19 protein-coding genes are annotated in these 19,912 nt (G+C 72.7%); 6 read left to right on the top strand and 13 right to left on the bottom strand.

Features of this window, described 5'->3' with window-relative positions; translation table 11 throughout:
- Nucleotides 1-180: 180 nt before the first annotated feature.
- From ABZ340_RS02310 to ABZ340_RS02290, 5 genes are all read right to left on the bottom strand, one after another.
- A complete protein-coding gene (locus tag ABZ340_RS02310) occupies nucleotides 181-2,025 on the bottom strand; it encodes a biotin carboxylase N-terminal domain-containing protein (RefSeq protein WP_358779841.1) in 1,845 nt (614 codons plus the stop codon).
- Between the two features lie 8 nt (nucleotides 2,026-2,033).
- Entirely contained in the window at nucleotides 2,034-3,632 is a 1,599-nt protein-coding gene (locus ABZ340_RS02305; protein ID WP_358779840.1) for a carboxyl transferase domain-containing protein, read from the bottom strand.
- Nucleotides 3,629-5,302 (bottom strand): acyclic terpene utilization AtuA family protein, encoded by a 1,674-nt coding sequence (locus ABZ340_RS02300; protein ID WP_358779839.1) that lies wholly within the window; start codon nucleotides 5,300-5,302, stop codon nucleotides 3,629-3,631. The genes ABZ340_RS02305 and ABZ340_RS02300 overlap by 4 nt, the downstream gene beginning before the upstream one ends.
- A complete protein-coding gene (locus ABZ340_RS02295; protein ID WP_358779838.1) occupies nucleotides 5,299-6,249 on the bottom strand; it encodes a TIGR03084 family metal-binding protein in 951 nt (316 codons plus the stop codon). The genes ABZ340_RS02300 and ABZ340_RS02295 overlap by 4 nt, the downstream gene beginning before the upstream one ends.
- A 243-nt stretch (nucleotides 6,250-6,492) precedes the next feature.
- On the bottom strand, nucleotides 6,493-7,479 hold the full coding sequence (locus tag ABZ340_RS02290) for an EamA family transporter (RefSeq protein WP_358779837.1): 987 nt from the start codon (nucleotides 7,477-7,479) through the stop codon (nucleotides 6,493-6,495).
- 234 nt (nucleotides 7,480-7,713) lie between these two features.
- On the opposite strand from ABZ340_RS02290, the gene ABZ340_RS02285 reads away from it, so the two are divergent.
- Complete coding sequence (locus ABZ340_RS02285; RefSeq protein WP_358779836.1) at nucleotides 7,714-8,178, top strand: GNAT family N-acetyltransferase; 465 nt, start codon at nucleotides 7,714-7,716, stop codon at nucleotides 8,176-8,178.
- An 86-nt stretch (nucleotides 8,179-8,264) separates the two neighbouring features.
- Here ABZ340_RS02285 and ABZ340_RS02280 read toward each other — a convergent pair whose 3' ends face one another.
- Nucleotides 8,265-11,189: an FAD-binding and (Fe-S)-binding domain-containing protein gene (locus tag ABZ340_RS02280; RefSeq protein ID WP_358779835.1), complete on the bottom strand. Its 2,925-nt coding sequence runs from the start codon at nucleotides 11,187-11,189 to the stop codon at nucleotides 8,265-8,267.
- A 168-nt stretch (nucleotides 11,190-11,357) separates the two neighbouring features.
- On the opposite strand from ABZ340_RS02280, the gene ABZ340_RS02275 reads away from it, so the two are divergent.
- From ABZ340_RS02275 to serC, 3 genes are all read left to right on the top strand, one after another.
- On the top strand, nucleotides 11,358-11,768 hold the full coding sequence (locus ABZ340_RS02275) for a VOC family protein (protein ID WP_358779834.1): 411 nt from the start codon (nucleotides 11,358-11,360) through the stop codon (nucleotides 11,766-11,768).
- A gap of 315 nt (nucleotides 11,769-12,083) precedes the next feature.
- Complete coding sequence (locus ABZ340_RS02270) at nucleotides 12,084-12,479, top strand: hypothetical protein (RefSeq protein WP_358779898.1); 396 nt, start codon at nucleotides 12,084-12,086, stop codon at nucleotides 12,477-12,479.
- Between the two features lie 123 nt (nucleotides 12,480-12,602).
- The gene (serC, locus tag ABZ340_RS02265; protein ID WP_358779833.1) at nucleotides 12,603-13,721 is read left to right on the top strand and encodes a phosphoserine transaminase; all 1,119 of its coding nucleotides are present in this window, start codon (nucleotides 12,603-12,605) and stop codon (nucleotides 13,719-13,721) included.
- Nucleotides 13,722-13,795: 74 nt separating this feature from the next.
- Here the strand turns inward: serC and ABZ340_RS02260 are convergent, their stop codons facing one another.
- The gene (locus ABZ340_RS02260) at nucleotides 13,796-13,972 is read right to left on the bottom strand and encodes a DUF397 domain-containing protein (protein ID WP_358779832.1); all 177 of its coding nucleotides are present in this window, start codon (nucleotides 13,970-13,972) and stop codon (nucleotides 13,796-13,798) included.
- On the bottom strand, nucleotides 13,969-14,838 hold the full coding sequence (locus tag ABZ340_RS02255; RefSeq protein WP_358779831.1) for a helix-turn-helix transcriptional regulator: 870 nt from the start codon (nucleotides 14,836-14,838) through the stop codon (nucleotides 13,969-13,971). The genes ABZ340_RS02260 and ABZ340_RS02255 overlap by 4 nt, the downstream gene beginning before the upstream one ends.
- 138 nt (nucleotides 14,839-14,976) lie before the next feature.
- Between ABZ340_RS02255 and ABZ340_RS02250 the strand changes: the two genes are divergently transcribed.
- Nucleotides 14,977-15,390 (top strand): ATP-binding protein, encoded by a 414-nt coding sequence (locus ABZ340_RS02250; RefSeq protein WP_358779830.1) that lies wholly within the window; start codon nucleotides 14,977-14,979, stop codon nucleotides 15,388-15,390.
- Nucleotides 15,378-15,659: a hypothetical protein gene (locus tag ABZ340_RS02245; protein ID WP_358779829.1), complete on the top strand. Its 282-nt coding sequence runs from the start codon at nucleotides 15,378-15,380 to the stop codon at nucleotides 15,657-15,659. Before ABZ340_RS02250 ends, ABZ340_RS02245 begins: the two co-directional genes overlap by 13 nt.
- On the opposite strand, the gene ABZ340_RS02240 is transcribed toward ABZ340_RS02245, so the two are convergent.
- From ABZ340_RS02240 to ABZ340_RS02220, 5 genes are all read right to left on the bottom strand, one after another.
- Complete coding sequence (locus ABZ340_RS02240) at nucleotides 15,649-15,966, bottom strand: hypothetical protein (protein WP_358779828.1); 318 nt, start codon at nucleotides 15,964-15,966, stop codon at nucleotides 15,649-15,651. The two genes, ABZ340_RS02245 and ABZ340_RS02240, sit on opposite strands and share 11 nt — an antisense overlap.
- Before the next feature lie 486 nt (nucleotides 15,967-16,452).
- On the bottom strand, nucleotides 16,453-16,905 hold the full coding sequence (locus ABZ340_RS02235) for a hypothetical protein (RefSeq protein ID WP_358779827.1): 453 nt from the start codon (nucleotides 16,903-16,905) through the stop codon (nucleotides 16,453-16,455).
- 200 nt (nucleotides 16,906-17,105) lie between these two features.
- Nucleotides 17,106-17,546, bottom strand: coding sequence for a hypothetical protein (locus tag ABZ340_RS02230; RefSeq protein ID WP_358779826.1), 441 nt, complete (start codon nucleotides 17,544-17,546; stop codon nucleotides 17,106-17,108).
- A gap of 467 nt (nucleotides 17,547-18,013) precedes the next feature.
- Nucleotides 18,014-18,835 (bottom strand): ABC transporter permease, encoded by an 822-nt coding sequence (locus ABZ340_RS02225; protein ID WP_358779825.1) that lies wholly within the window; start codon nucleotides 18,833-18,835, stop codon nucleotides 18,014-18,016.
- A complete protein-coding gene (locus ABZ340_RS02220) occupies nucleotides 18,832-19,896 on the bottom strand; it encodes an ATP-binding cassette domain-containing protein (RefSeq protein ID WP_358779824.1) in 1,065 nt (354 codons plus the stop codon). Before ABZ340_RS02220 ends, ABZ340_RS02225 begins: the two co-directional genes overlap by 4 nt.
- Nucleotides 19,897-19,912: the final 16 nt, after the last annotated feature.

Below are 19,912 nucleotides of genomic sequence, written 5' to 3'. Positions count from 1 at the left end.
GTCTGTGGCTGTCTGCGGCGGTCGCGGCTGTCTGGGGGCGTATGGGGTGCCTGGAGTATCTGGAGTGCCCGAGGTGCTTGTGATGCCGGGGGTATCGAGGATGTCGGGGATGTCTGTGGGGGTTCGGTGGTCGCTCGCGCTCACGCGGCGGGGCCGTGTGTCCGGTGCGGCCCCGCGCCCCTAGGGCGACTTCACCACCGCCAGCACCATGCCGGGCTCCACCTGCTGCCCCGCGGTGACGTGCAGGGCCGACAGGGTGCCGGTGGCCGGGGCGGTGATCTTGTGTTCCATCTTCATCGCCTCCAGCCAGAGGAGGGGCTGTCCGGCCTGGACGGCCGCCCCCTCGGCCAGGCCGCCGGCGACCCGGACGACCGTGCCGGGCATGGGGGCGAGGAGGGAACCAGGGGCGTGCTGGGGGGCCGGGTCGGGGAAACGGGGCAGGGCGGTGAGGCGGGTGGTCCCGACGTGGATCTCGTCGCCGTAGCGGGCCACCTCGTAGCGGCGCCGTACGCCGTCCACGTCCAGGACGACGATCCGCGCGTCGGCGTGCACGACCCGTACCCCGTCCGCCTCCGGGCCGGTCCGGGTGTGCCGGTAGCGCACCTCGTGCTCCTCGCCGGCCAGGGCGTACCGCTTGACCTGCGGCTGCGAGGGCAGGTTGCGCCAGGCGCCGCCGAAGCGGGAGCGGCCGTGGGCATCGGCGAGGGCGGCGGCCAGGGGGGCGAGGGGGTCGGGGGCGGGCGCGGTCAGCGCGGGCAGGTGGCGGTCGTAGAAGCCGGTGTCCATGCGGGCGGAGGCGAACTCCTCGTGACGCAGGGAGCGGACGAGCAGGTCGCGGTTGGTGACCGGGCCGTGGACCGCGGCCCGCTCCAGGGCCGCGGCCAGCTTGCGGACGGCCTGGGCGCGGGTGGGGGCGTGGGCGACGGCTTTGGCGATCAGCGGGTCGTAGTGGACGCCGATGTCGTCGCCGTCGGTGTAGCCGGTGTCCAGGCGGACGCCGCCGGGGACGGCGAGGCGGTGCAGGCGGCCGGTCTGCGGGGCCCAGCCGTTCGCCGGGTCCTCGGCGTAGAGGCGGGCCTCGACGGCGTGCCCCTGCGCGCGCGGGGGGTCGCCTTCGAGGGCGTGGCCCTCGGCGACGCGGATCTGGAGGGCGACCAGGTCGACGCCGTACACGGCCTCGGTGACGGGGTGTTCGACCTGGAGGCGGGTGTTCATCTCCAGGAAGTGGGCCGTGCCGTCGGCGACGAGGAACTCGACGGTCCCGGCGCCGGTGTAGCCGACGGCGCGGGCGGCCCGGACGGCCTGTTCGCACAGGTCCCGGGTGAGCGGTGCGGTCAGTCCCGGTGCCGGGGCCTCCTCGATCACCTTCTGGTGGCGGCGCTGGAGGGAGCAGTCCCGGGTGCCGAGCGTCCACACCGTGCCGTGCGTGTCGGCGAGGACCTGCACCTCGACGTGGCGGCCGTGCTCCACGTACGGCTCGGTGAACACCTCGCCGTCGCCGAAGGCGCTCGCGGCCTCCGCGCGGGCGGCGGCCAGCGCCGCGTCGAGGTCGCCGAGCCGCCGGACCACCCGCATGCCGCGTCCGCCGCCGCCCGCGGCGGCCTTCACCAGCACCGGCAGGTCGGCCTCGGTGACCTGCCGCAGCGGCTCGACGCCCAGCAGTTCCTTGGCGCGGGTCTTGGACGCCATCGCCTCGATCGCCTCCGGCGGCGGCCCGATCCAGGTCAGGCCCGCCGCCAGGACGGCGCGCGCGAAACCGGCGTTCTCCGAGAGGAAGCCGTAGCCGGGGTGCACGGCGTCCGCGCCCGCCGCGACGGCCGCCTGCACGATCGCGTCGCCGCGCAGGTACGTCTCGGCGGGCGTCGCCCCCGGCAGCCGTACCGCCGTGTCGGCCACGCGCGCGTGGAGGGCGTTCTCGTCGGCGTCGGAGAAGACGGCGACCGTCCGGATGCCCAGCTCGGCGCAGGTACGGAAGATCCGGCAGGCGATCTCGCCCCGGTTGGCGACGAGGACGGAAGCGATCATGGGTTCCCTCACATCCGGAAGACGCCGAAGCCACCCCGCGCGCCCTCGTAGGGGGCGGTGTGGATCGCGGACAGGCACAGGCCGAGGACGGTGCGGGTGTCGCGCGGGTCGATGACGCCGTCGTCGTACAGCCGCCCGGACAGGAACATCGGCAGCGACTCGGCCTCGATCTGCCGCTCGACCATGGCGCGCAGCGCGGCGTCGGCCTCGTCGTCGTAGGGCCGGCCCTTGGCCGCCGCCGACTGGCGGGCGACGAGGGACAGCACGCCCGCGAGCTGCTGCGGGCCCATCACGGCGGACTTGGCGCTGGGCCAGGCGAACAGGAAGCGCGGGTCGTAGGCGCGCCCGCACATGCCGTAGTGGCCGGCGCCGTACGACGCTCCCATGAGGACGGAGAGGTGGGGGACCTTCGAGTTCGAGACCGCGTTGATCATCATGGCGCCGTGCTTGACGATGCCGCCCTGCTCGTACTCCCTGCCGACCATGTAGCCGGTGGTGTTGTGCAGGAAGAGCAGCGGGATGTCGCGCTGGTTGGCGAGCTGGATGAACTGGGCGGCCTTCTGCGACTCCTCGCTGAACAGCACCCCGCGCGCGTTGGCGAGGACGCCGACCGGGTAGCCGTGCAGGGCCGCCCAGCCGGTGGTGAGGCTGGTGCCGTACAGCGGTTTGAACTCGTCGAAGTCGGAGGCGTCGACGATCCGGGCGACGACCTCGCGCGGGTCGAAGGGGGTGCGCAGGTCGCCGGGGACGATGCCGAGCAGCTCCTCCTCGTCGTACTTCGGCGGCTCGGCGAGCGGCGGTTCCGGGTACGCCTTGCGGTGGTTGAGGCGGGCCACCACCCGGCGGGCCTGCCGCAGCGCGTCCGGTTCGTCGAGGGCGAAGTGGTCGGCGAGGCCCGAGGTGCGCGCGTGCATCTCGGCGCCGCCGAGGGACTCGTCGTCGCTCTCCTCCCCGGTGGCCATCTTCACCAGCGGCGGCCCGCCGAGGAACACCTTCGCCCGTCCCTTGACCATGATCACGTGGTCGGACATGCCGGGGATGTAGGCGCCCCCGGCCGTGGAGTTGCCGAAGACGACGGCGATGGTCGGGATGCCGGCCGCCGACAGCCGGGTGAGGTCGCGGAAGATCGCGCCGCCGGGGACGAAGATCTCCTTCTGGGAGGGCAGGTCGGCGCCGCCGGACTCGACCAGGCTGATGCAGGGCAGCCGGTTGGCGAGGGCGATGTCGTTGGCGCGCAGGGCCTTCTTCAGCGACCAGGGGTTGGAGGCGCCGCCGCGCACGGTCGGGTCGTTGGCGGTGATCAGGCACTCGACGCCCTCGACGGTCCCGATGCCGGTGACGAGGGAGGCGCCGACGGTGTACTCGCTGCCCCAGCCGGCCAGCGGGGACAGCTCCAGGAACGGTGTGTCCGAGTCGAGGAGCAGCTCGATGCGTTCGCGGGCGAGCAGCTTGCCGCGCTTGCGGTGCCGCTCGACGTACTTCTCGCCGCCGCCCGCGAGGGCCTTGGCGTGCTCGGCGTCCAGGTCGGCGAGCTTGGCGAGCATCGCGTCGCGGTTCGCCCGGTAGTCGGGGCCCGTGGTGTCCAGGGCGGAGGTCAGGACGGTCACAGGAGGGCCTCCGGGATGTCCAGGTGGCGGGAGCGCAGCCATTCGCCGAGCGCCTTGGCCTGCGGGTCGAAGCGGGCCTGGGCGGCGGCGCCCTCGCCGAGGAGGCCGTCCACGACGAAGTTGAGGGCGCGCAGGCCGGGGAGGGTGTGGCGGGTGACGGGCAGGTCGCGGGTCTCGGGGAGCAGCTCCCGGAAGCGGCCGGTCGTCAGCTCGTGCGCGAGCCAGCGCCAGGCGTCCTCGGTGCGGGCCCAGACGCCGACGTTGGCGCTGCCGCCCTTGTCGCCGCTGCGGGCCCCGGCGACCAGGCCGAGGGGCGCGCGGCGGACCGGCCCCGGCGGCAGGGGCTCGGGCGGCGCGGGTTCGGGGGCCTCGGTGAGGACGGCGGTGTCCGGGGGCGGCGGTACGGGGATACGGCGTCCGTCGTGGAGGACGGCCACGTGGCCGACGGCGTCCCGGGGGACGTACCCGGCCTCGAACACCCCGTAGGGGGCGCCCTTCCCCGGGGGCGCGAGCACATGGAACCCCGGGTAGCTGGCGAGCGCCAGCTCCACGGCCGCCCCGCTCAGCGCCCGGCCCACCACCCGCTGGTCGGCGTCCCGGACGACGAGCCGGAGCAGGGCGCTGGCCGTCTCCTCGGTCGGGGCGTCGGGCCGGTCGGTGCGCACCAGCTCCCAGCGCACGTCGGCGACCTTGCGGAGGGCGGGTGCCAGCTGCTCCCGCACCAGGGCCGCCTTGGCCTCCACGTCGAGGCCGGTGAGGACGAAGACGACCTCGTTGCGGAAGCCGCCGAGGCGGTTCAGGCCGACCTTCAGGGTGGGTGGCGGGGCCTCGCCGCGCACGCCGGTGATCCGCACCCGGTCGGGGCCGTCGGGGGTGAGCGTCACGGTGTCCAGGCGGGCGGTGACGTCCGGGCCCGCGTACCGGGCGCCGCCCGTCTCGTACAGCAGCTGCGCCGTGACCGTGCCGACGTCCACGAAGCCGCCGGTCCCGTCGTGCTTGGTGATCACCGCGCTGCCGTCGTCGTGCAGTTCGGCGAGCGGGAAGCCGGGGCGCCGTACGTCGCCGTCCCGGAAGAAGGCGTAGTTGCCGCCGGTCGCCTGCGCCCCGCACTCCAGCACGTGACCGGCGACGACCGCGCCCGCGAGCCGGTCGTACTCCGCCGGCCCCCAGCCGAAGTGCGCGGCGGCGGGCCCGGGGACCAGGGCCGCGTCGGTGACCCGGCCGGTGACGACCACGTCGGCGCCCGCGCGCAGGCACTCCGCGATGCCGAAGCCGCCGAGGTAGGCGTGCGCGGCGAGGCTGCCCGGGTGGGCGGCGGTGAGGTCGTCGCCCTCGACGTGCGCCACGCGGACGGGGAGGCCGAGCCGCCCGGCGAGCGTCCGTACGGCGTCGGCGAGTCCGGCCGGGTTGAGCCCGCCGGCGTTGGCGACGATCCTCACGCCCCGCTCGTGGGCGAGGCCCAGGCACTCCTCCAGCTGCCGCAGGAAGGTGCGGGCGTACCCGGCGCCGGGGTCCTTCAGCCGGTCGCGGCCGAGGATGAGCATGGTCAGCTCGGCGAGGTAGTCGCCGGTGAGGACGTCCAGCGGGCCGCCGGTGAGCATCTCGCGCATCGCGTCGAAGCGGTCGCCGTAGAAGCCGGAGGCGTTGCCGATGCGTAGTGCGGTCGTCATCGGGCGGTTTCCTCGGGGGTGGCTTTCCGCGGGGCTGCTTCCTGTGGCGGGGTGGCCTCCGGAGCCTCCGGAGCCTCCGGAGTGGCTCGCTCCGGGGCGGCTTCCTGCGGAGGCGTGGTCTCCGGGGCGGCTCCCTGCGGAAGGGTGGTCTCCGGGGCGGCTCCCTGCGGCGCGCGGTCGGGGCCCGGTGGGCCCGCGAAGGCCTGGGCGAGGTCCAGCCAGCGGTCGGCGTCGGGGCCGTGGGCGCGCAGGGCCAGGTCGGCTCGGTGGGCGCGCCGGGTGACCAGCAGGCAGAAGTCGAGGGCGGGGCCGGTGACGCGCTGGGGGGCGTCCTCGGGGCCGTACGTCCACACGTCGCCCCCGTCGGGCGCGGTGAGTTCGACGCGGAAGGCGTCGGCGGGCGGGGTGAGACCACGCAGGCCGAAGGCGTAGTCGCGGGTCCGCACCCCGAGGTGGGCCACGTGCCGGAGCCGCGCGGTCGGCGGGCGGACCGCCCCGAGGGCGTCCGCGACATCCCGGCCATGGGCCCAGGTCTCCATCAGGCGGGCGGTGGCCAGGGAGGCGGCCGACATCGGTGGCCCGTACCAGGGGAAGCGGGCGCCGGGCGCGGCCCCGCGCAGCGCCTTGTCCAGGGCGGTACGTCCCTCCCGCCACACCGCCAGCAGCTCGGCGGGCGGGCGTGCCGCGTCCTCCTCGGCGCCTTCGTCGACGAAGGCGCCGGGCGCGGCGAGGGCTCGTTCCGTCAGGACGCGGAAGCCGTCGGCGTCCGTGACGGCCAGCAGGGCCGCACGGTCGGTCCAGGCCAGGTGCGCGATCTGGTGGGCGACGGTCCAGCGGGGCGCCGGGGTGGCGAGCGCCCACTGCCGGGGGCTCAGCCGGGAGACCAGCGCGTCGAGATCCTCGCTCTCCGCGCGCAGATCGTCGATCACGGGCATCGGGTCGGACACGGGGCGCTCCCCTCGGACACGGCGGCGTGCGGCGTGGCGTGGTGAGGAGCATGACAGCGGGACAGAAAACAATCAAGCGCGCTTGCATGAAACGAGCCTCCGGCGCCCGCCGGGCAACGAGGGCCCCGCGGCCGGGAGTTACCGGCCCCACCGGGCACCGGACCGGCCGGAAGTCACCGGTCCAGCCAGGTACCGGACCGGCCGGAAGTCATCGGCCCGGCCAGGTACCGGACCGGCCGGAAGTCATCGGTCCGCCGCCCGCGCCGCCGTCGCCTTCCCCCGCCCGACCTGGGTCCGCACCGCGCCCATGCTCGCCGCGATGACCAGGGCGATGGCGATGGACTCGGTGGCGGTCAGCGCCTGGTCGAGGATGAGGAAACCGGCCGTGGCGGCGATGGCCGGTTCCAGGCTCATGAGGACGGCGAAGGTGGAGGCGGGCATGCGCCGCAGCGCCAGGAGTTCGAGGGTGTAGGGCAGGACGGAGGAGAGCAGGGCCACCGCGCCGCCGAGTGCGATCGTCGTCGGGTCGATCAGCTCGGCCCCGGACTCGGCGATGCCGAGCGGCAGGAACAGCACCGCCCCGACCGCCATGGCGAGGGCGAGCCCGTCGGCCTGCGGGAAGCGGCGGCCCGTCCGCGCGCTGAAGACGATGTACGCCGCCCACATCGCGCCCGCCCCCAGCGCGAAGGCCACACCGAGCAGGTCGAGGTCGGCGAAGCCACCGCCGCCGAGGAGGAAGACCCCGGCGAGGGCGAGGGCGGCCCAGAGGAGGTTGACCACACGACGGGAGGTGAGGACGGACAGCGCGAGCGGGCCGAGCACCTCCAGGGTGACGGCCGGGCCCATCGGGATGCGGGCGAGGGCCTGGTAGAAGAGACCGTTCATCCCGGCCATGGCGACGCCGAAGACGATCACCGTGCCCCAGTCGGCGCGGGAGTGGCCGCGCAGCCGGGGGCGGCAGACGAGCAGCAGCACGACGGCGGCGACCAGCAGGCGGAGGGTCACGACGCCGAGCGCCCCGGTCCTCGGCATCAGGGTCACTGCGAGCGCGCCGCCGAACTGCACCGAGATGCCGCCGGCGAGGACCAGGCCGACCGGCCCGAGGGCGCCCCGGCGACCGGGGGAACCGCCCGGTGCGGGCGCCGCCCGGTCGGCGGCGCCCGCTGCCGCGAGCTCCGGGGAGGGGACGGCCGGGGGCGGGGTGCCGGGGGTGGCGCTGGGCGTACTCACGAGACCTTCCAGGGGCTGGTGACTGCTCTTCCGAGGACCATCAGAGGACCATCACGCGGGCACACACGCACCCACATTCATCCCACTGTACTGCCGAGTCCATACGACTGAACCTTGTCAGGTGCGTACATCTCTCATGCCACTGTCTTGGTCCGGCCACGCCCCTGTCAATGGGAGCCCTTGCGTCCGTATATCGGGGCACAGGCGCGCCGCGCGGCTGTCAGACTGCCCGGCATGATGGTCGGACTCGCGGCGGAACAGGACCTCGACGGCTTTCTGGGACTGGCCGCCCAGGTGGAGCACTGGTTCGGCCCCATGGTGGACGACCCCGGCTTCCATCAGGCCGTGCGGGAGCACATCGACCGGTCCGCGGCGCTCCTCGCGGTGTCCCCGGACGCGGAGGTCCTCGGCGGGCTGCTGTTCGGCACGCAGGGGAGCACCCACCACGTGCACTGGCTCGTCGTGGCGGAGCGGGCGCGGGGAATGGGCGTCGGCCGGGCGCTGATGGCACAGGCCATGGACCGGTTCCCGGCCGGCCCGGGGACCGTCGAGGTGATCACCTTCGGGGCCGATCACCCCGGTGCCGTCACCAGCGGCGCCCGCCTCTTCTACGAGGGCCTCGGCTTCGTCCCCGCCGAAGCCGCGGAACCGGGCCCGGAAGGCGGTTCCCGCCAGGTGTTCCGCCTGACCCTTCCCTGACGCGCGCCTGACCCTCCCCTGACGCACGCCCGCCCCTCCACCCGGCTCCCCCGCCCTACCCCCCCTCCACTCGACGTCCCTCCGCCCTATCCCCCTCCATTCGACTCCCCTCCGCCCGACTCCCCTCCACCCGGCTCCCCCCGCTCCAGCGCCTCCGCCAGCACCTCCGCCAGGTGACGCCCCCGCACCCCGGCCAGCTGCTCCAGCTGCGTCCGGCAGGAGTAGCCGTCGGCGAGGACCACCGCCCCGTCCGGCGCGTCCCGGACCGCGGGCAGCACCTGCTCCTCCGCGCAGGCGGCCGACACCTCGAAGTGGCCCCGCTCGAAGCCGAAGTTGCCGGCGAGGCCGCAGCAGCCGCCGCTCAGCTCCCCGGTCAGGCCCGCGGCGGTGCGCAGGCGGCGGTCGGCCGCGTCGCCGAGGACCGCGTGCTGGTGGCAGTGGGTCTGCCCGGCGACGGGACGGTCCACGGACGGCGGTGCCCAGCCGGGGGCGTGGCGCTCCAGCACTTCGGCGAAGGTCAGGACGCGGGCCGCGAGGCGGGCGGCGCGCGGGTCGTCGTGCAGCAGCTCCGGCAGGTCGGTGCGCAGGGCGGCGGCGCAGCTCGGCTCCAGCACGAGAACCGGGGCGCCGGTGGCCAGGACCGGTTCCATCAGGTCGAGCGTGCGGCGCATGACCGCGCGGGCCCGGTCGAGCTGGCCCGTGGAGACGTACGTCAGCCCGCAGCAGACCCGGCCCCGGCGGGCCGTGAGCAGCGGGACCGCCGACCGGGAGGCACCGTCCCCGACGCGCCGGCCGCGCGGCCGCAGCGCCGGGGGCAGCGCCACCCGCAGCCCCGCCGCTTCCAGCACCCGTACGGCGGCCCGGCCCACGGACGGCGACAGGTGTTCGGTGAACGTGTCGGGCCACAGCACGACCAGGTCCCCCGCACCCCCGCCCCCGGCACCCCCGTGCCCACGCCCGCGCCCGCGCCACCACCGGCTGAACGTCTCCCCCGCCAGCCGCGGGATCTCCCGTTCGGCCGCGAGGCCGCCGAGCCGCTTCGCCACCGCCGCGAGCGGGCGCACGGAGGCCAGGGCGTTGACCACCGCCGCCGCGCGCGCACGGTCCGCCCACCGCAGCCACACCGGCAGCCATCCGAGCGCGTAGTGGGCGGCGGGGCGGCGGCGACCGGCGTAGTGGTGGTGCAGGAACTCCGCCTTGTAGGTGGCCATGTCGACCCCGACCGGGCAGTCCGACCGGCAGCCCTTGCAGGACAGGCACAGGTCCAGCGCGTCCCGGACCTCCGTCGACCGCCAGCCGTCCGTGACCAGTTCCCCGGCGAGCATCTCGTGCAGCAGCCGGGCCCGCCCGCGCGTGGAGTGCGCCTCCTCGCCCGTCGCCCGGAAGGACGGGCACATGACGGCGGGCCCGGACACCGACGCCGTACGGCACTTGGCGACGCCGACGCAGCGGCGGACCGCCGCGGAGAAGTCGCCGCCGTCGGACGGGTAGCCGAAGGCGACGTCCACCGGCTCGCGCGGCAGAACGGAGAAGCGCAGGTTGGCGTCCAGGGGCGCCGGGCGGACCAGCATCCCCGGGTTGAGCAGGTCGTCCGGGTCCCAGACGGCCTTGGCCCGCTCGAACAGGGCGACCGTCTCCTCGCCGTACATCATCGGCAGCAGCTCGGCCCGTGCCTGCCCGTCCCCGTGCTCCCCGGACAGCGACCCGCCGTGCGCCACCACCAGGCCGGCGAGCTCCTCCGAGAAGCGGCGGAAGCGGCCGATCCCCGCCTCCGTCAGCAGGTCGAAGTCGATGCGGACGTGGATGCAGCCGTCCCCGAAGTGCCCGTACGGCGTGCCGCGCAGACCGTGGGCCGCCAGCAGGCCCCGGAACTCGCGCAGGTAGGCGCCGAGCCGGGCGGGCGGCACCGCGCAGTCCTCCCAGCCGGGCCACGCCTCGAAGCCCTCCGGCGTCCGCGTCGCCGTGCCGGCGGCGTCCTCCCTCATCCGCCACAGCGCCCGCTGCCCGGCCGGATCGGTCACCACGCGCGAGTCGACGACGTCGGCCGCCCGCACCACGGCCTGTGCCCGCGCGCGTGCCTCCCCTGCCGTATCCCCGCCCGTCTCCACGAACAGCCAGGCCCCGCCGCGCGGCAGTCCCGCCGCCGACGGCACCAGGTCGGCCGCCATGCCCTCCACCGTCAGCGGCTCCAGCGGCAGCAGGCCGGCCGCCGCCTCGGCCGCCGCGCTCTCGTCGCCGTACCCCAGCACGGCCAGCGCCCGCGCGCGCGGGGCCTCCACCAGCCGCACCACCGCCTCCGTCAGCACCCCGAGCGTCCCCTCGGAGCCGCAGAAGGAACGGGCGACGTCCGCGCCCCTCTCCGGCAGCAGCGCGTCCAGCGCGTACCCGGAGATGCGGCGGGGCAGCTCCGGGAAGCCGGTGCGCAGCCGCGCCAGGTCACCCTCCACCAGCTCCCGCAGCCCCTCCGGCGCCCCGGCCCATCCCCGCCCCAGCCGCAGCCGCCGCCCGCGCGCGGTGAGCACCGTCAGCTCCCGCACGCTGTCCGCCGTCGTGCCCCAGGCCACCGAGTGGGAACCGCAGGAGTTGTTGCCGATCATGCCGCCGAGCGTGCACCGGCTGTGGGTGGAGGGGTCGGGCCCGAAGCGCAGCCCGTGCGGGGCGGCGGCCTCCTGGAGCCGGTCCAGGACCACCCCCGGCTGGACGACGGCCGTGCGCGCCTGCGGGTCCAGCGACACGATCCGGTTCATGTGCCGGGTGAAGTCCAGGACCACCCCCGTGCCCGTGGCCTGTCCCGCGATCGACGTGCCCCCGCCCCGCGCCACCACCGGCACCCCGCGCTCCCGGCACACCCGGAGCACCGCCGCCACGTCGTCGGCGTCGCGCGGCGCCACCACCCCCAGCGGGACCCGCCGGTAGTTGGACGCGTCCATCGTCGTCAGCGCCCGGGAGGTGACGTCGAAGGCGGCCTCGCCCCTCACTGCCCCGCGCAGCGCTGCCTCCAGTTCGGTCATGCGTCCAGGATGCATCCGACCACTGACAGTGACGACGACCGGCCGGACGGGCGCCGCTCCCGGCTCTCTCCCCACGCTCGAAGTCCCGTCGGTCCCGGATCGATCAGCCCTCGGATCGATCAGGAATCAAGAAGCACGGGACGCGGTGCCGTCCCTAGCCTCATCTTCATGGACATCACCATTCACACGAGCTTCCTCCCCCACGTCGACCCGGAGGCGTCGCTGGCCTTCTACCGCGACGTCCTCGGCTTCGAGGTCCGCAGCGACGTCGGGCAGGGCACGATGCGCTGGATCACGGTCGGCCCCGCCGGCCAGCCCGGCACCTCCCTCCTCCTGGCGCCGCCGGCCGCCGACCCCGGAGTCACCGAGGACGAGCGCCGCACCATCACCGAGATGATGGCCAAGGGCACCTACGGCTGGATCCTGCTGGCCACCCCGAACCTCGACGAGACGTTCGAGAAGGTGCAGGCGGCCGACGCCGAGGTCGTCCAGGAACCGACCGAGCAGCCGTACGGCATCCGCGACTGCGCCTTCCGCGACCCCGCGGGCAACCTGGTCCGCATCCAGGAGCTCCGCTGAACCGCCGTCCACCACCGCTGCCGTCACCGTCGGCGAAAGGGGAGTACTCGTCATGTGTCACCCCGGATGGAGGCGCGCGCGCATCGAGGCGCAGCGCCTGAGCGACCTCGCGCGGCCGCGCGGCGCCCTTGACCGGACCGACCGGGAGGACGCACAGGACTCCCGCCCCCTGCCCACCACACCCCCGCACGAGAGGAAACCGTCATGAAGCGCACGCAGCCGTCCACCGGGAACACCGGCACGGTCATCGAGTCCACCGAGGCCACCGAGGCCACCGAGCGGCACGACGGGTTCACGGCCGAGGAACGGGACGCGATGAAGGAGCGCGCCAAGGAGCTGAAGGCCGCTCGCCGCAGCCCGCGCGGGGCCAAGGCGGACACCGAGAGCGAGGTGCTGGCGAAGATCGCCGAGATGCCGGAGGCGGACCGGGTCCTCGCCGAGAAGATCCACGCCCTCGTCAGGGCCGTCGCCCCGGAGCTCACGCCGAAGCTCTGGTACGGGATGCCCGCGTACGCCCGCGACGGCAAGGTCCTCTGCCACTTCCAGAGCGCGCAGAAGTTCAAGACGAGGTACGCCACGCTCGGGTTCAGCGACCGGGCGGCGCTCGACGACGGCACCGTGTGGCCGGTCGCCTACGCCCTGAAGGAGCTGACCGCCGCCGACGAGGAGCGCATCGGCGCGCTCGTCGCGAAGGCGGTGGGCCGGGGCTGAGTCCCGGTCGGCGCAGCCCCGCCCGCCCCTTGGCGGATCATCACAAGTCCAGGGGGCGGAGGACTCGTCTCATCGAACGGACACGTTTCCGTCCGGTTTCTCCGAACCGATACCCTCCGCTTCGTGGCTGAGATCCAGATTCCTGCTGACATCAAGCCCGCGGACGGTCGGTTCGGCGCGGGTCCCTCCAAGGTGCGTCCGGAAGCGCTGCAGGCGCTGGCCGCCACCGGCACGTCCCTCATGGGCACCTCCCACCGCCAGGCCCCGGTCAAGAACCTGGTCGGCAAGGTGCGCGAGGGCATCCGCGAGCTGTTCCAGCTCCCCGACGGCTACGAGGTGGTCCTCGGCAACGGCGGCTCCACCGCGTTCTGGGACATCGCGACCCACGGCCTGATCGAGAACAAGTCGCAGCACCTCAGCTTCGGCGAGTTCTCCTCCAAGTTCGCCAAGGCCGCCAAGCTGGCGCCGTGGCTGGCCGAGCCCACCGTCGTCTCCTCCGACCCGGGTACGCACCCCGAGGCGCGGGCCGAGGCCGGTGTGGACGTGTACGCCTTCACCCACAACGAGACCTCCACCGGCGTCGCCATGCCCATCAAGCGCGTGGCCGGCGCCGACGAGGGCTCCCTCGTCCTGGTCGACGCCACCTCCGGCGCGGGCGGCCTGCCCGTCGACATCGCCGAGACGGACGTCTACTACTTCGCCCCGCAGAAGTCCTTCGCCTCCGACGGCGGCCTGTGGATCGGCGTGTTCTCCCCGGCCGCGATCGAGCGCGCCGAGCGGATCCACGCCTCCGGCCGCCACATCCCGGAGTTCTTCTCGCTCCCGACGGCGATCGACAACTCCCGCAAGAACCAGACGTACAACACCCCGGCCCTCGCCACCCTCTTCCTCCTCAACGAGCAGCTGGAGTGGCTCAACGGCCAGGGCGGCCTGGACTGGGCCGTGCGCCGCACCGCGACCTCCGCGCGCACCCTGTACGGCTGGGCCGAGGACGTGAAGTTCGCCAGCCCCTTCGTCACCGACCCGGCCAAGCGCTCGGCCGTCATCGGCACGATCGACTTCACCGACGAGGTCGACGCCGCCGCGGTCGCCAAGGTGCTGCGCGCCAACGGCATCGTCGACACCGAGCCGTACCGCAAGCTGGGCCGCAACCAGCTCCGCGTCGCGATGTTCCCGGCGATCGACCCGGCCGACATCGAGGCGCTCACCCAGTGCGTCGACTACGTCATCGAGAAGCTGTAGTCCCTCGGCGTACGACGGCGAAGGGCGCCCGGCGGAGACCCGCCGGGCGCCCTTCGCCGTCGTGAGTGTGCCGGTCAGAACTGCCGGAGGAACGCCTGCCAGCCCTCGCGGGAGACGATGACCAGAGGGCCGTCCTGCCGCTTGCTGTCACGGACGGCCCGGCCGTTCCCGGCCGTGGGTGCCACCTCTACGCAGTTGCTCTCCGCCCCTGAGTACGACGACTTCCGGAAGGGGCCTATAACCTCGGTCACAATCGATCTTCCTCGATGTTCAGCAGCGCGTTCCGGATGAGCTTCGCGCTCGCGTCCGGTGCCAGTGCCGACGATCGTAGTAGGTCGTACATATTGGCGTAAGCGACGAGGTCGTCCGGGTCTTCCAGCACCGATGTGCCCCTCAGGTTCTCCAGGGCCACGGCTTGGACCGCCGGCTCGGAGTCGAAGCTGAAGGTCGAGAAGGCCGAGGTCACCGTGGCCAGTGCCCCGACGCTGAACGGGAGCACCTGCACGGTGACGTTCTTCCGCTTCCCCACCGCGAGGATTGCCGAAAGCTGCTCCCGGTGCACTTCGGCGCTCACCAGAGGGTGGGTGATCACCGCTTCCCAGATGATGACGGAGTACGTCGCCCCGCCCTCTTCGATCTTCGCCTGGCGCGCCTGCCGCACCTCGATCATCCGGGCGACCCGGTCGGGAGCCATGTAGGTGGGGCTCGTCTGGATGACAGCCTCCGTGTAAGCCGGAGTCTGCAGGAGTCCGGGCACGAGAGCCTGCTGCCACTCCTGGATGTAGGTCGCGTCGTCCTCCAGCGCGATGTGGTCCAGGTAGTCCGGCCGCAGATGCTCGGCGTGTTCGAGCCACCAGCCCCGCTTCTTGGAGTGCTTGGCCAAGTCCTCCAGCTTGGCCCGCACTTCCGGATCGGTGACGCCGTACGCGTCCAGCAGCAGCCGCACCTCGATGACCCGCGCGGTGACGTGTCCGCTCTCAAGGCGGCTGATTCTGGCCTGGCTTGCCGCGATGATCTCGGCGGCCTGCAACTGGTCCAGCTTGGCGGCCTGCCGGAACTGCCTGAGCGCCGTGCCAAGACGCCTGCTGCGCACGGTCGGCCGTCCACCTGCGGGCATGGGACCTCCCCTCTCTCGCGGCAACGATGCCACACAGGCCGACCGCCCTGAGCACGCTTCACCCGATCGTGTGGACGAGTGAATGTATTCAGTTGAATGGCTTGTGGGCGTCCCGGATACAGCCGTAGCTTCCAGCCCATGCCCGCAACCGAGACCTTCCGCATCCCCAAAAACCGAAAGCACGTGCCCGCCGCCCGGCAGCACGTGCGCAAAGCACTCGCGGACTGGGGAGTCATCGATCAACTCGCCGACAACGTCACCCTCTTGGCCAACGAACTCGTCACCAACGCCGTGAATCACTGCCGGGTCTCCCACGCCCAGATCAAGGTGACGCTGACCCTCGACGGGCCGGACCTGGTCCTGGAGGTCTCCGACCCGGACCGGAACAGACTCCCCCGGCTCCACGTCCCGGACCCAGACGAGGAAGGCGGACGCGGACTGGCTCTGGTGGCGGCACTGGCCGACGCCTGGGGGCACCGGCAGGAGCCGTACACGAAGTGCGTGTGGGCCAGGTTCACGCTCGCCGGAGCCGAAAGCGCATGTTCCGGCTGATCCGTGAAGCGGTCGTCCGCGTGCTCACCCGCCCCGAGGCGGACGACCGTGACCTCGCGCGGGAAACCCGGTCACCGGACCCGTACGTATGGCGGCTCCCGACCCCGTACGAGGCGCGCTGGCGCCGCTGGCACAAGCGCTCCCGCGCGGCCGGCCGCTACCTGCCCTTCCCCTGTGAGGAAACCTGCCGGCGGATCCCGCCACGTCCTCGGCCGCCTGCCTGGCACACCGACGACGAGGTGGTACGGCCGTACGTCCTCAGACCGTGACACTCCGCGGCTCGAAGGGTTCTCCCACGAAGAAGAGATAACCGTGGGAGGCGATCGCGAACTCGGCGGCGGCCGCGAGCTTCCGCACCGTGCTGTTCCTCTTCTCGGGAGGCAGCTCGTTCAGTTCGGCCACGAACCGCACGAGCTGGATCTCATTGAACATCGTGTCGCCGTAGCGGTTCACCGCACGCAGGATGCTGCCCTCGGGCGCCGCTTCGCACAAGGACAGAAAGGTCCCCTTGTGATCTTCGTGGGTTTTGGCCATGCGTTCGTGGTTCTGGTCCTCCACGTAAACGACAAGGGGCATGGGGTTCGTCCTCCTCGAAGTGCCGCCCCGTCCGGCCAAGAACGTCAGTCTCCTGAGATGTACACATAACCACGGCAGGAGACCGCTCGGCGTGCCAACTCCGTGACCTGGCGGACCACCTGCGTCCGGCTCCCCTCGGGCAGCCCGCTCAACTCGGCCACCAGGCGGCGGCACTGCAGCTCGTTGAACATCGTGTCACCGACTGCCTGCACGCCCCGCAGGACGCTGTTTCCGGGTGCCTCGCGACACAACGACAGGAAACTGTGTTCGGTGTCGTCTCCGACCTTCTCGGAGATCCGCTCGTGCAGGCTGTTCCGCAGATGGATCTCCAGCGGTTTCCCTTCCGATCACCGGTCGGCCGTTCCTGCACCGCTTCCGGGGCCCGCACCCTCCGGGAGTCGGAAGTCCGCGCTTTGATCAGCGTATGCGGCGGGCCCCGTTGAAACCAATACGGCTCGGTTTCGACGTGCCTGACAGGTGGGTGGATCAGGACCGCAGGCCCTTCACACGGACCATGCTCCCGTGTGCGTGCCCATCCGGTTCTTCGACCTGAAACCCTGCCGAGGCCAAAATTCCCAGCAGAGCGTCCCGCATGCAGTCGTGGACGGCTTGGTAATGACGGACGACTTCAGGCGGATCCGAGTAGTCGATCCCCTTCACAAAAAGGCCCAGAGCGGCAGTGCTCAGCCCTTCGTCCGTGCCCCAGTCCACGAACACACCGCCTTCGGCGAGAGGATCCACGTGAACCTCCGCCCCTGGCTTGCTGCGTGGTTCGCCACCGCGGTCGCCCCGGTGGGCGGGAAGCCCGGCCCGGCCCAGTTCCCGGCAGACCTCGTCAGCCAGTGCGTCACGCTCGGCGATGACTTCGGGTGGGGCCTTGGGAGGCAGGTCGAATCTTGGCTCAGTCACACGCACCTCGTCCCTCAGCTTGCCGTTCATCCGTCAGAGAGCGCGTCACCACCCCCACCCGTCCGCGACACCGGAATCGACCTTCCGTCAGGCGCCAAAGGTGAAATGATGTTCCGGCTCCGCCGGGAGGCACCCGCGAAAGATCGATGCCGAGGCAGCAGGCTCATTCCCCGACCGTCCGCCACAGCCCACACCCCCTCGGTAAGGGCATGATCCAAAGCGATGACCGATCAAGGTTTCGCCGTGGGCGCGAACATCGGGCCGGACCTCCTCTCGAACACCTGAACATGATCAGGGTTCATGTCGTCGTTCTCCGGCGTTGCCACGAAACCAGCCGACAGCAGGATTTTGACCAGCGCCTTCTGCATGTACATAGCGATCATTCCGGGGTAGCGGACAACGGGCGCAGTCGGGTCGCCTTCCCGAAGCTTGTCGCAGGCGGCCTGGATCATGCCCGGGTCGCACCTCCATCCCACGGACACGCCGCACGACACATCGGCGCCACGGTCCACGTACACCACCGCACCGGCTTGTTCCCCCTCTTGAGAGTCGTGCAGGAAAGCGGTCAGACCGGCGCGTCGCAGCTCGGCGCGCACCTGACCGGCCAGTTCGTTCCTGGCGGCGATGACCTCATCCGGCGCATGGCTGTAGTCGAAGCCGTACTCGGACATTCCGTCTTCCCCCTCACCCTGGGACGGACGCCGCAGGCGACTCAGAGACACCCGCGACACTCGTCGAGCCGTCTTGCTCACCCCCCTCGAACGCCCTGGCCGTCCGGGACAAGGGATGCCCCGCAGCCACTCACCGGAGCCCCGACCGGGCACCTGGACCGTCTGCTGTACAGGTGCCCCGTGGCCTTTGGCCCTTGGGCCGACCGTGTTGTCAGTGGCTGGGGTTACGGTGCTCCGTGATGGGCCGGACGGAGATCGTGAGGGACTCGCGGCCATGGGGGGTGGGTCGTACAGGCCCCGGCACCCAGCTCGGGACTGGAGACATCTTGCCATCCCCACCCCCCACCTTCGTACGGCTTCATACGGCGTCCGGGCCGTCCCGGGAGATCGGCTCTCCCCGGTCCTCTGTCGCCCCGCCCCCATCGGGTACGGCCAGGACTCGTGTGCCCCCGCCGCCGCAACGCCCCTCAGCGGCTAAGCCGCTGGAACCTCCGTGCCGCCAGCGGCAGGAAGATCGCCGTCAGTACCAGCGGCCACACCCCGGCCATCAGCAGCGCGTGCTGCTCGACCCACGACGCGCCGCCGCCGGCCGGTGTGCCGAACAGGTCGCGGGTGGCCGCGGCCGTGGAGGACAGGGGGTTCCAGGCCGCCAGCCAGCCGAGCCAGCCGGGCATGAGCTGGGGCGCGACGAAGATGCTGGAGATCATCGTCAGTGGGAACGCGACCGCGAACAGGCCGCCCGCCGCCTCCGGGTTGGGCACGAGCAGCCCGAGCCACACCCCGATCCAGATGAGGGCGAACCGCAGCCACAGCAGCAGCCCGAACGCGGCCAGGAAGCCCCAGCCGCCGTCCGGACGCCAGCCCATGGCCAGCGCGGTCAGCATCATGATCGCCAACTCGGCGGCGGCGACCAGCAGATCGGTCACCCCGCGTCCGGCGACCACCGCGGAGGAGGCCATCGGCATGGAGCGGAACCGGTCGATGACGCCCTTGGTGGAGTCGTACACCACGAGCGTCGCGGTGTTGACGAAGCCGAAGGCCATCGTCATCGCGAACATGCCCGGCATCAGGAAGTCCTTGTAGTCCCCGCCGCCGGGCACCTTCATCGCGCTGCCGAAGACATAGCCGTACAGCAGCACGGACAGGATGGGGAAGCCGAGCTGCCAGACGATGTTGACGGGCTGGCGCCGGTAGTGGGTCAGGCCGCGGCGGACGATGTTCCAGCAGTCGGCGAGCAGCCAGTACAGCCGGCCCCGGCTGTCCGGCACGGTCAGGTCGAGGGCGCTCATGCCGCGGTCTCCTTCTCCTTCGAGGTCTTCCGTGAGGTCTCCTTCGAGGTCTTCCGTGAGGTCTCCTGCGCGTCCTCCGTGCGGTGTCCGGTCAGGCGCAGGAACACGTCGTCGAGGCTGGGCCTGCGCAGCCCGATGTCCTCGACCCGGACGCCCTCGTCCTGGAGGGTGCGGGCCACCTCGGTCAGGGCGGCGACCCGGTCGGTGACCGGGGCGTGCACCCGCAGCTCCGCCTCGTCCGTCTCGGGTTCGCCCTCGCACACCCGGGCGACCACCTTCACCGCGCGCGGGAGGTCGGCGCGTTCGGCGAGGACGACCTCGACGCGGTCGCCGCCGACCAGGTCCTTCAGCCCGTCGGGGGTGTCGTCGGCGATGGCCCGCCCCCGGTCGATGACGGTGATGCGGGAGGCGAGTTTGTCGGCCTCCTCCAGGTACTGCGTGGTCAGCAGCACCGTCGTGCCGCTCGCGACCAGCGCCCGCACCGACTCCCAGACCTCGCCTCGGCTGCGGGGGTCCAGGCCGGTCGTCGGCTCGTCCAGGAACAGCACGGCCGGGGCGAGGATCATCGAGGCGGCGAGGTCGAGGCGGCGCCGCATGCCGCCGCTGTACTTGCCGACGCCCCGGTCGGCGGCGTCGGCCAGGTCGAACCGCTCCAGCAGCTCGGCGGCCCGCAGCCGCGCCCGCTTCCCGCCCAGGTGGAACAGCCGCCCGAACATCTCCAGGTTCTGCCGCCCGGTGAGCACCTCGTCCACGGCCGCGTACTGCCCGGTGAGCCCGATCCGGGCGCGCACCTCGCGCGGCTGCCGGGCCACGTCCAGGCCCGCCACCGTCGCCCGTCCCCCGTCCAGCTCGATCAGCGTGGACAGGATGCGCACGGCGGTGGTCTTCCCGGCGCCGTTCGGGCCGAGCAGCCCGTGCACGGTGCCCTCGCGGACGGCGAGGTCGAAGCCGTCCAGGGCCCGCTTCTCGCCGTACCGCTTCTCCAGGGCCTCGGCCCACACCGCGTAACCGCCGCCTCCGCCATCTCCGCCGTATCCGCTGTGACCGCCATGTCCGTCCATACGCCCCTCCCGGTCC

It is taken from the genome of Streptomyces sp. NPDC006134, assembly GCF_040628835.1.
GTDB lineage: Bacteria > Actinomycetota > Actinomycetes > Streptomycetales > Streptomycetaceae > Streptomyces.
This window is presented reverse-complemented; position numbering and strand designations above follow the sequence as displayed.

What these genes read in the sequence shown, in the direction of transcription:
- ABZ340_RS02255 (WP_358779831.1), bottom strand. Translation starts at nt 14,838, where the DNA reads ATGCCCGCAGGTGGACGGCCGACCGTGCGCAGCAGGCGTCTTGGCACG.
- ABZ340_RS02225 (WP_358779825.1), bottom strand. Translation starts at nt 18,835, where the DNA reads ATGAGCGCCCTCGACCTGACCGTGCCGGACAGCCGGGGCCGGCTGTAC.
- ABZ340_RS02250 (WP_358779830.1), top strand. Translation starts at nt 14,977, where the DNA reads ATGCCCGCAACCGAGACCTTCCGCATCCCCAAAAACCGAAAGCACGTG.
- ABZ340_RS02245 (WP_358779829.1), top strand. Translation starts at nt 15,378, where the DNA reads ATGTTCCGGCTGATCCGTGAAGCGGTCGTCCGCGTGCTCACCCGCCCC.
- ABZ340_RS02285 (WP_358779836.1), top strand. Translation starts at nt 7,714, where the DNA reads ATGATGGTCGGACTCGCGGCGGAACAGGACCTCGACGGCTTTCTGGGA.
- ABZ340_RS02280 (WP_358779835.1), bottom strand. Translation starts at nt 11,189, where the DNA reads ATGACCGAACTGGAGGCAGCGCTGCGCGGGGCAGTGAGGGGCGAGGCC.
- ABZ340_RS02230 (WP_358779826.1), bottom strand. Translation starts at nt 17,546, where the DNA reads ATGTCCGAGTACGGCTTCGACTACAGCCATGCGCCGGATGAGGTCATC.
- ABZ340_RS02300 (WP_358779839.1), bottom strand. Translation starts at nt 5,302, where the DNA reads ATGACGACCGCACTACGCATCGGCAACGCCTCCGGCTTCTACGGCGAC.
- ABZ340_RS02220 (WP_358779824.1), bottom strand. Translation starts at nt 19,896, where the DNA reads ATGGACGGACATGGCGGTCACAGCGGATACGGCGGAGATGGCGGAGGC.
- ABZ340_RS02310 (WP_358779841.1), bottom strand. Translation starts at nt 2,025, where the DNA reads ATGATCGCTTCCGTCCTCGTCGCCAACCGGGGCGAGATCGCCTGCCGG.
- ABZ340_RS02270 (WP_358779898.1), top strand. Translation starts at nt 12,084, where the DNA reads ATGAAGGAGCGCGCCAAGGAGCTGAAGGCCGCTCGCCGCAGCCCGCGC.
- ABZ340_RS02275 (WP_358779834.1), top strand. Translation starts at nt 11,358, where the DNA reads ATGGACATCACCATTCACACGAGCTTCCTCCCCCACGTCGACCCGGAG.
- ABZ340_RS02235 (WP_358779827.1), bottom strand. Translation starts at nt 16,905, where the DNA reads ATGAACGGCAAGCTGAGGGACGAGGTGCGTGTGACTGAGCCAAGATTC.
- ABZ340_RS02240 (WP_358779828.1), bottom strand. Translation starts at nt 15,966, where the DNA reads ATGCCCCTTGTCGTTTACGTGGAGGACCAGAACCACGAACGCATGGCC.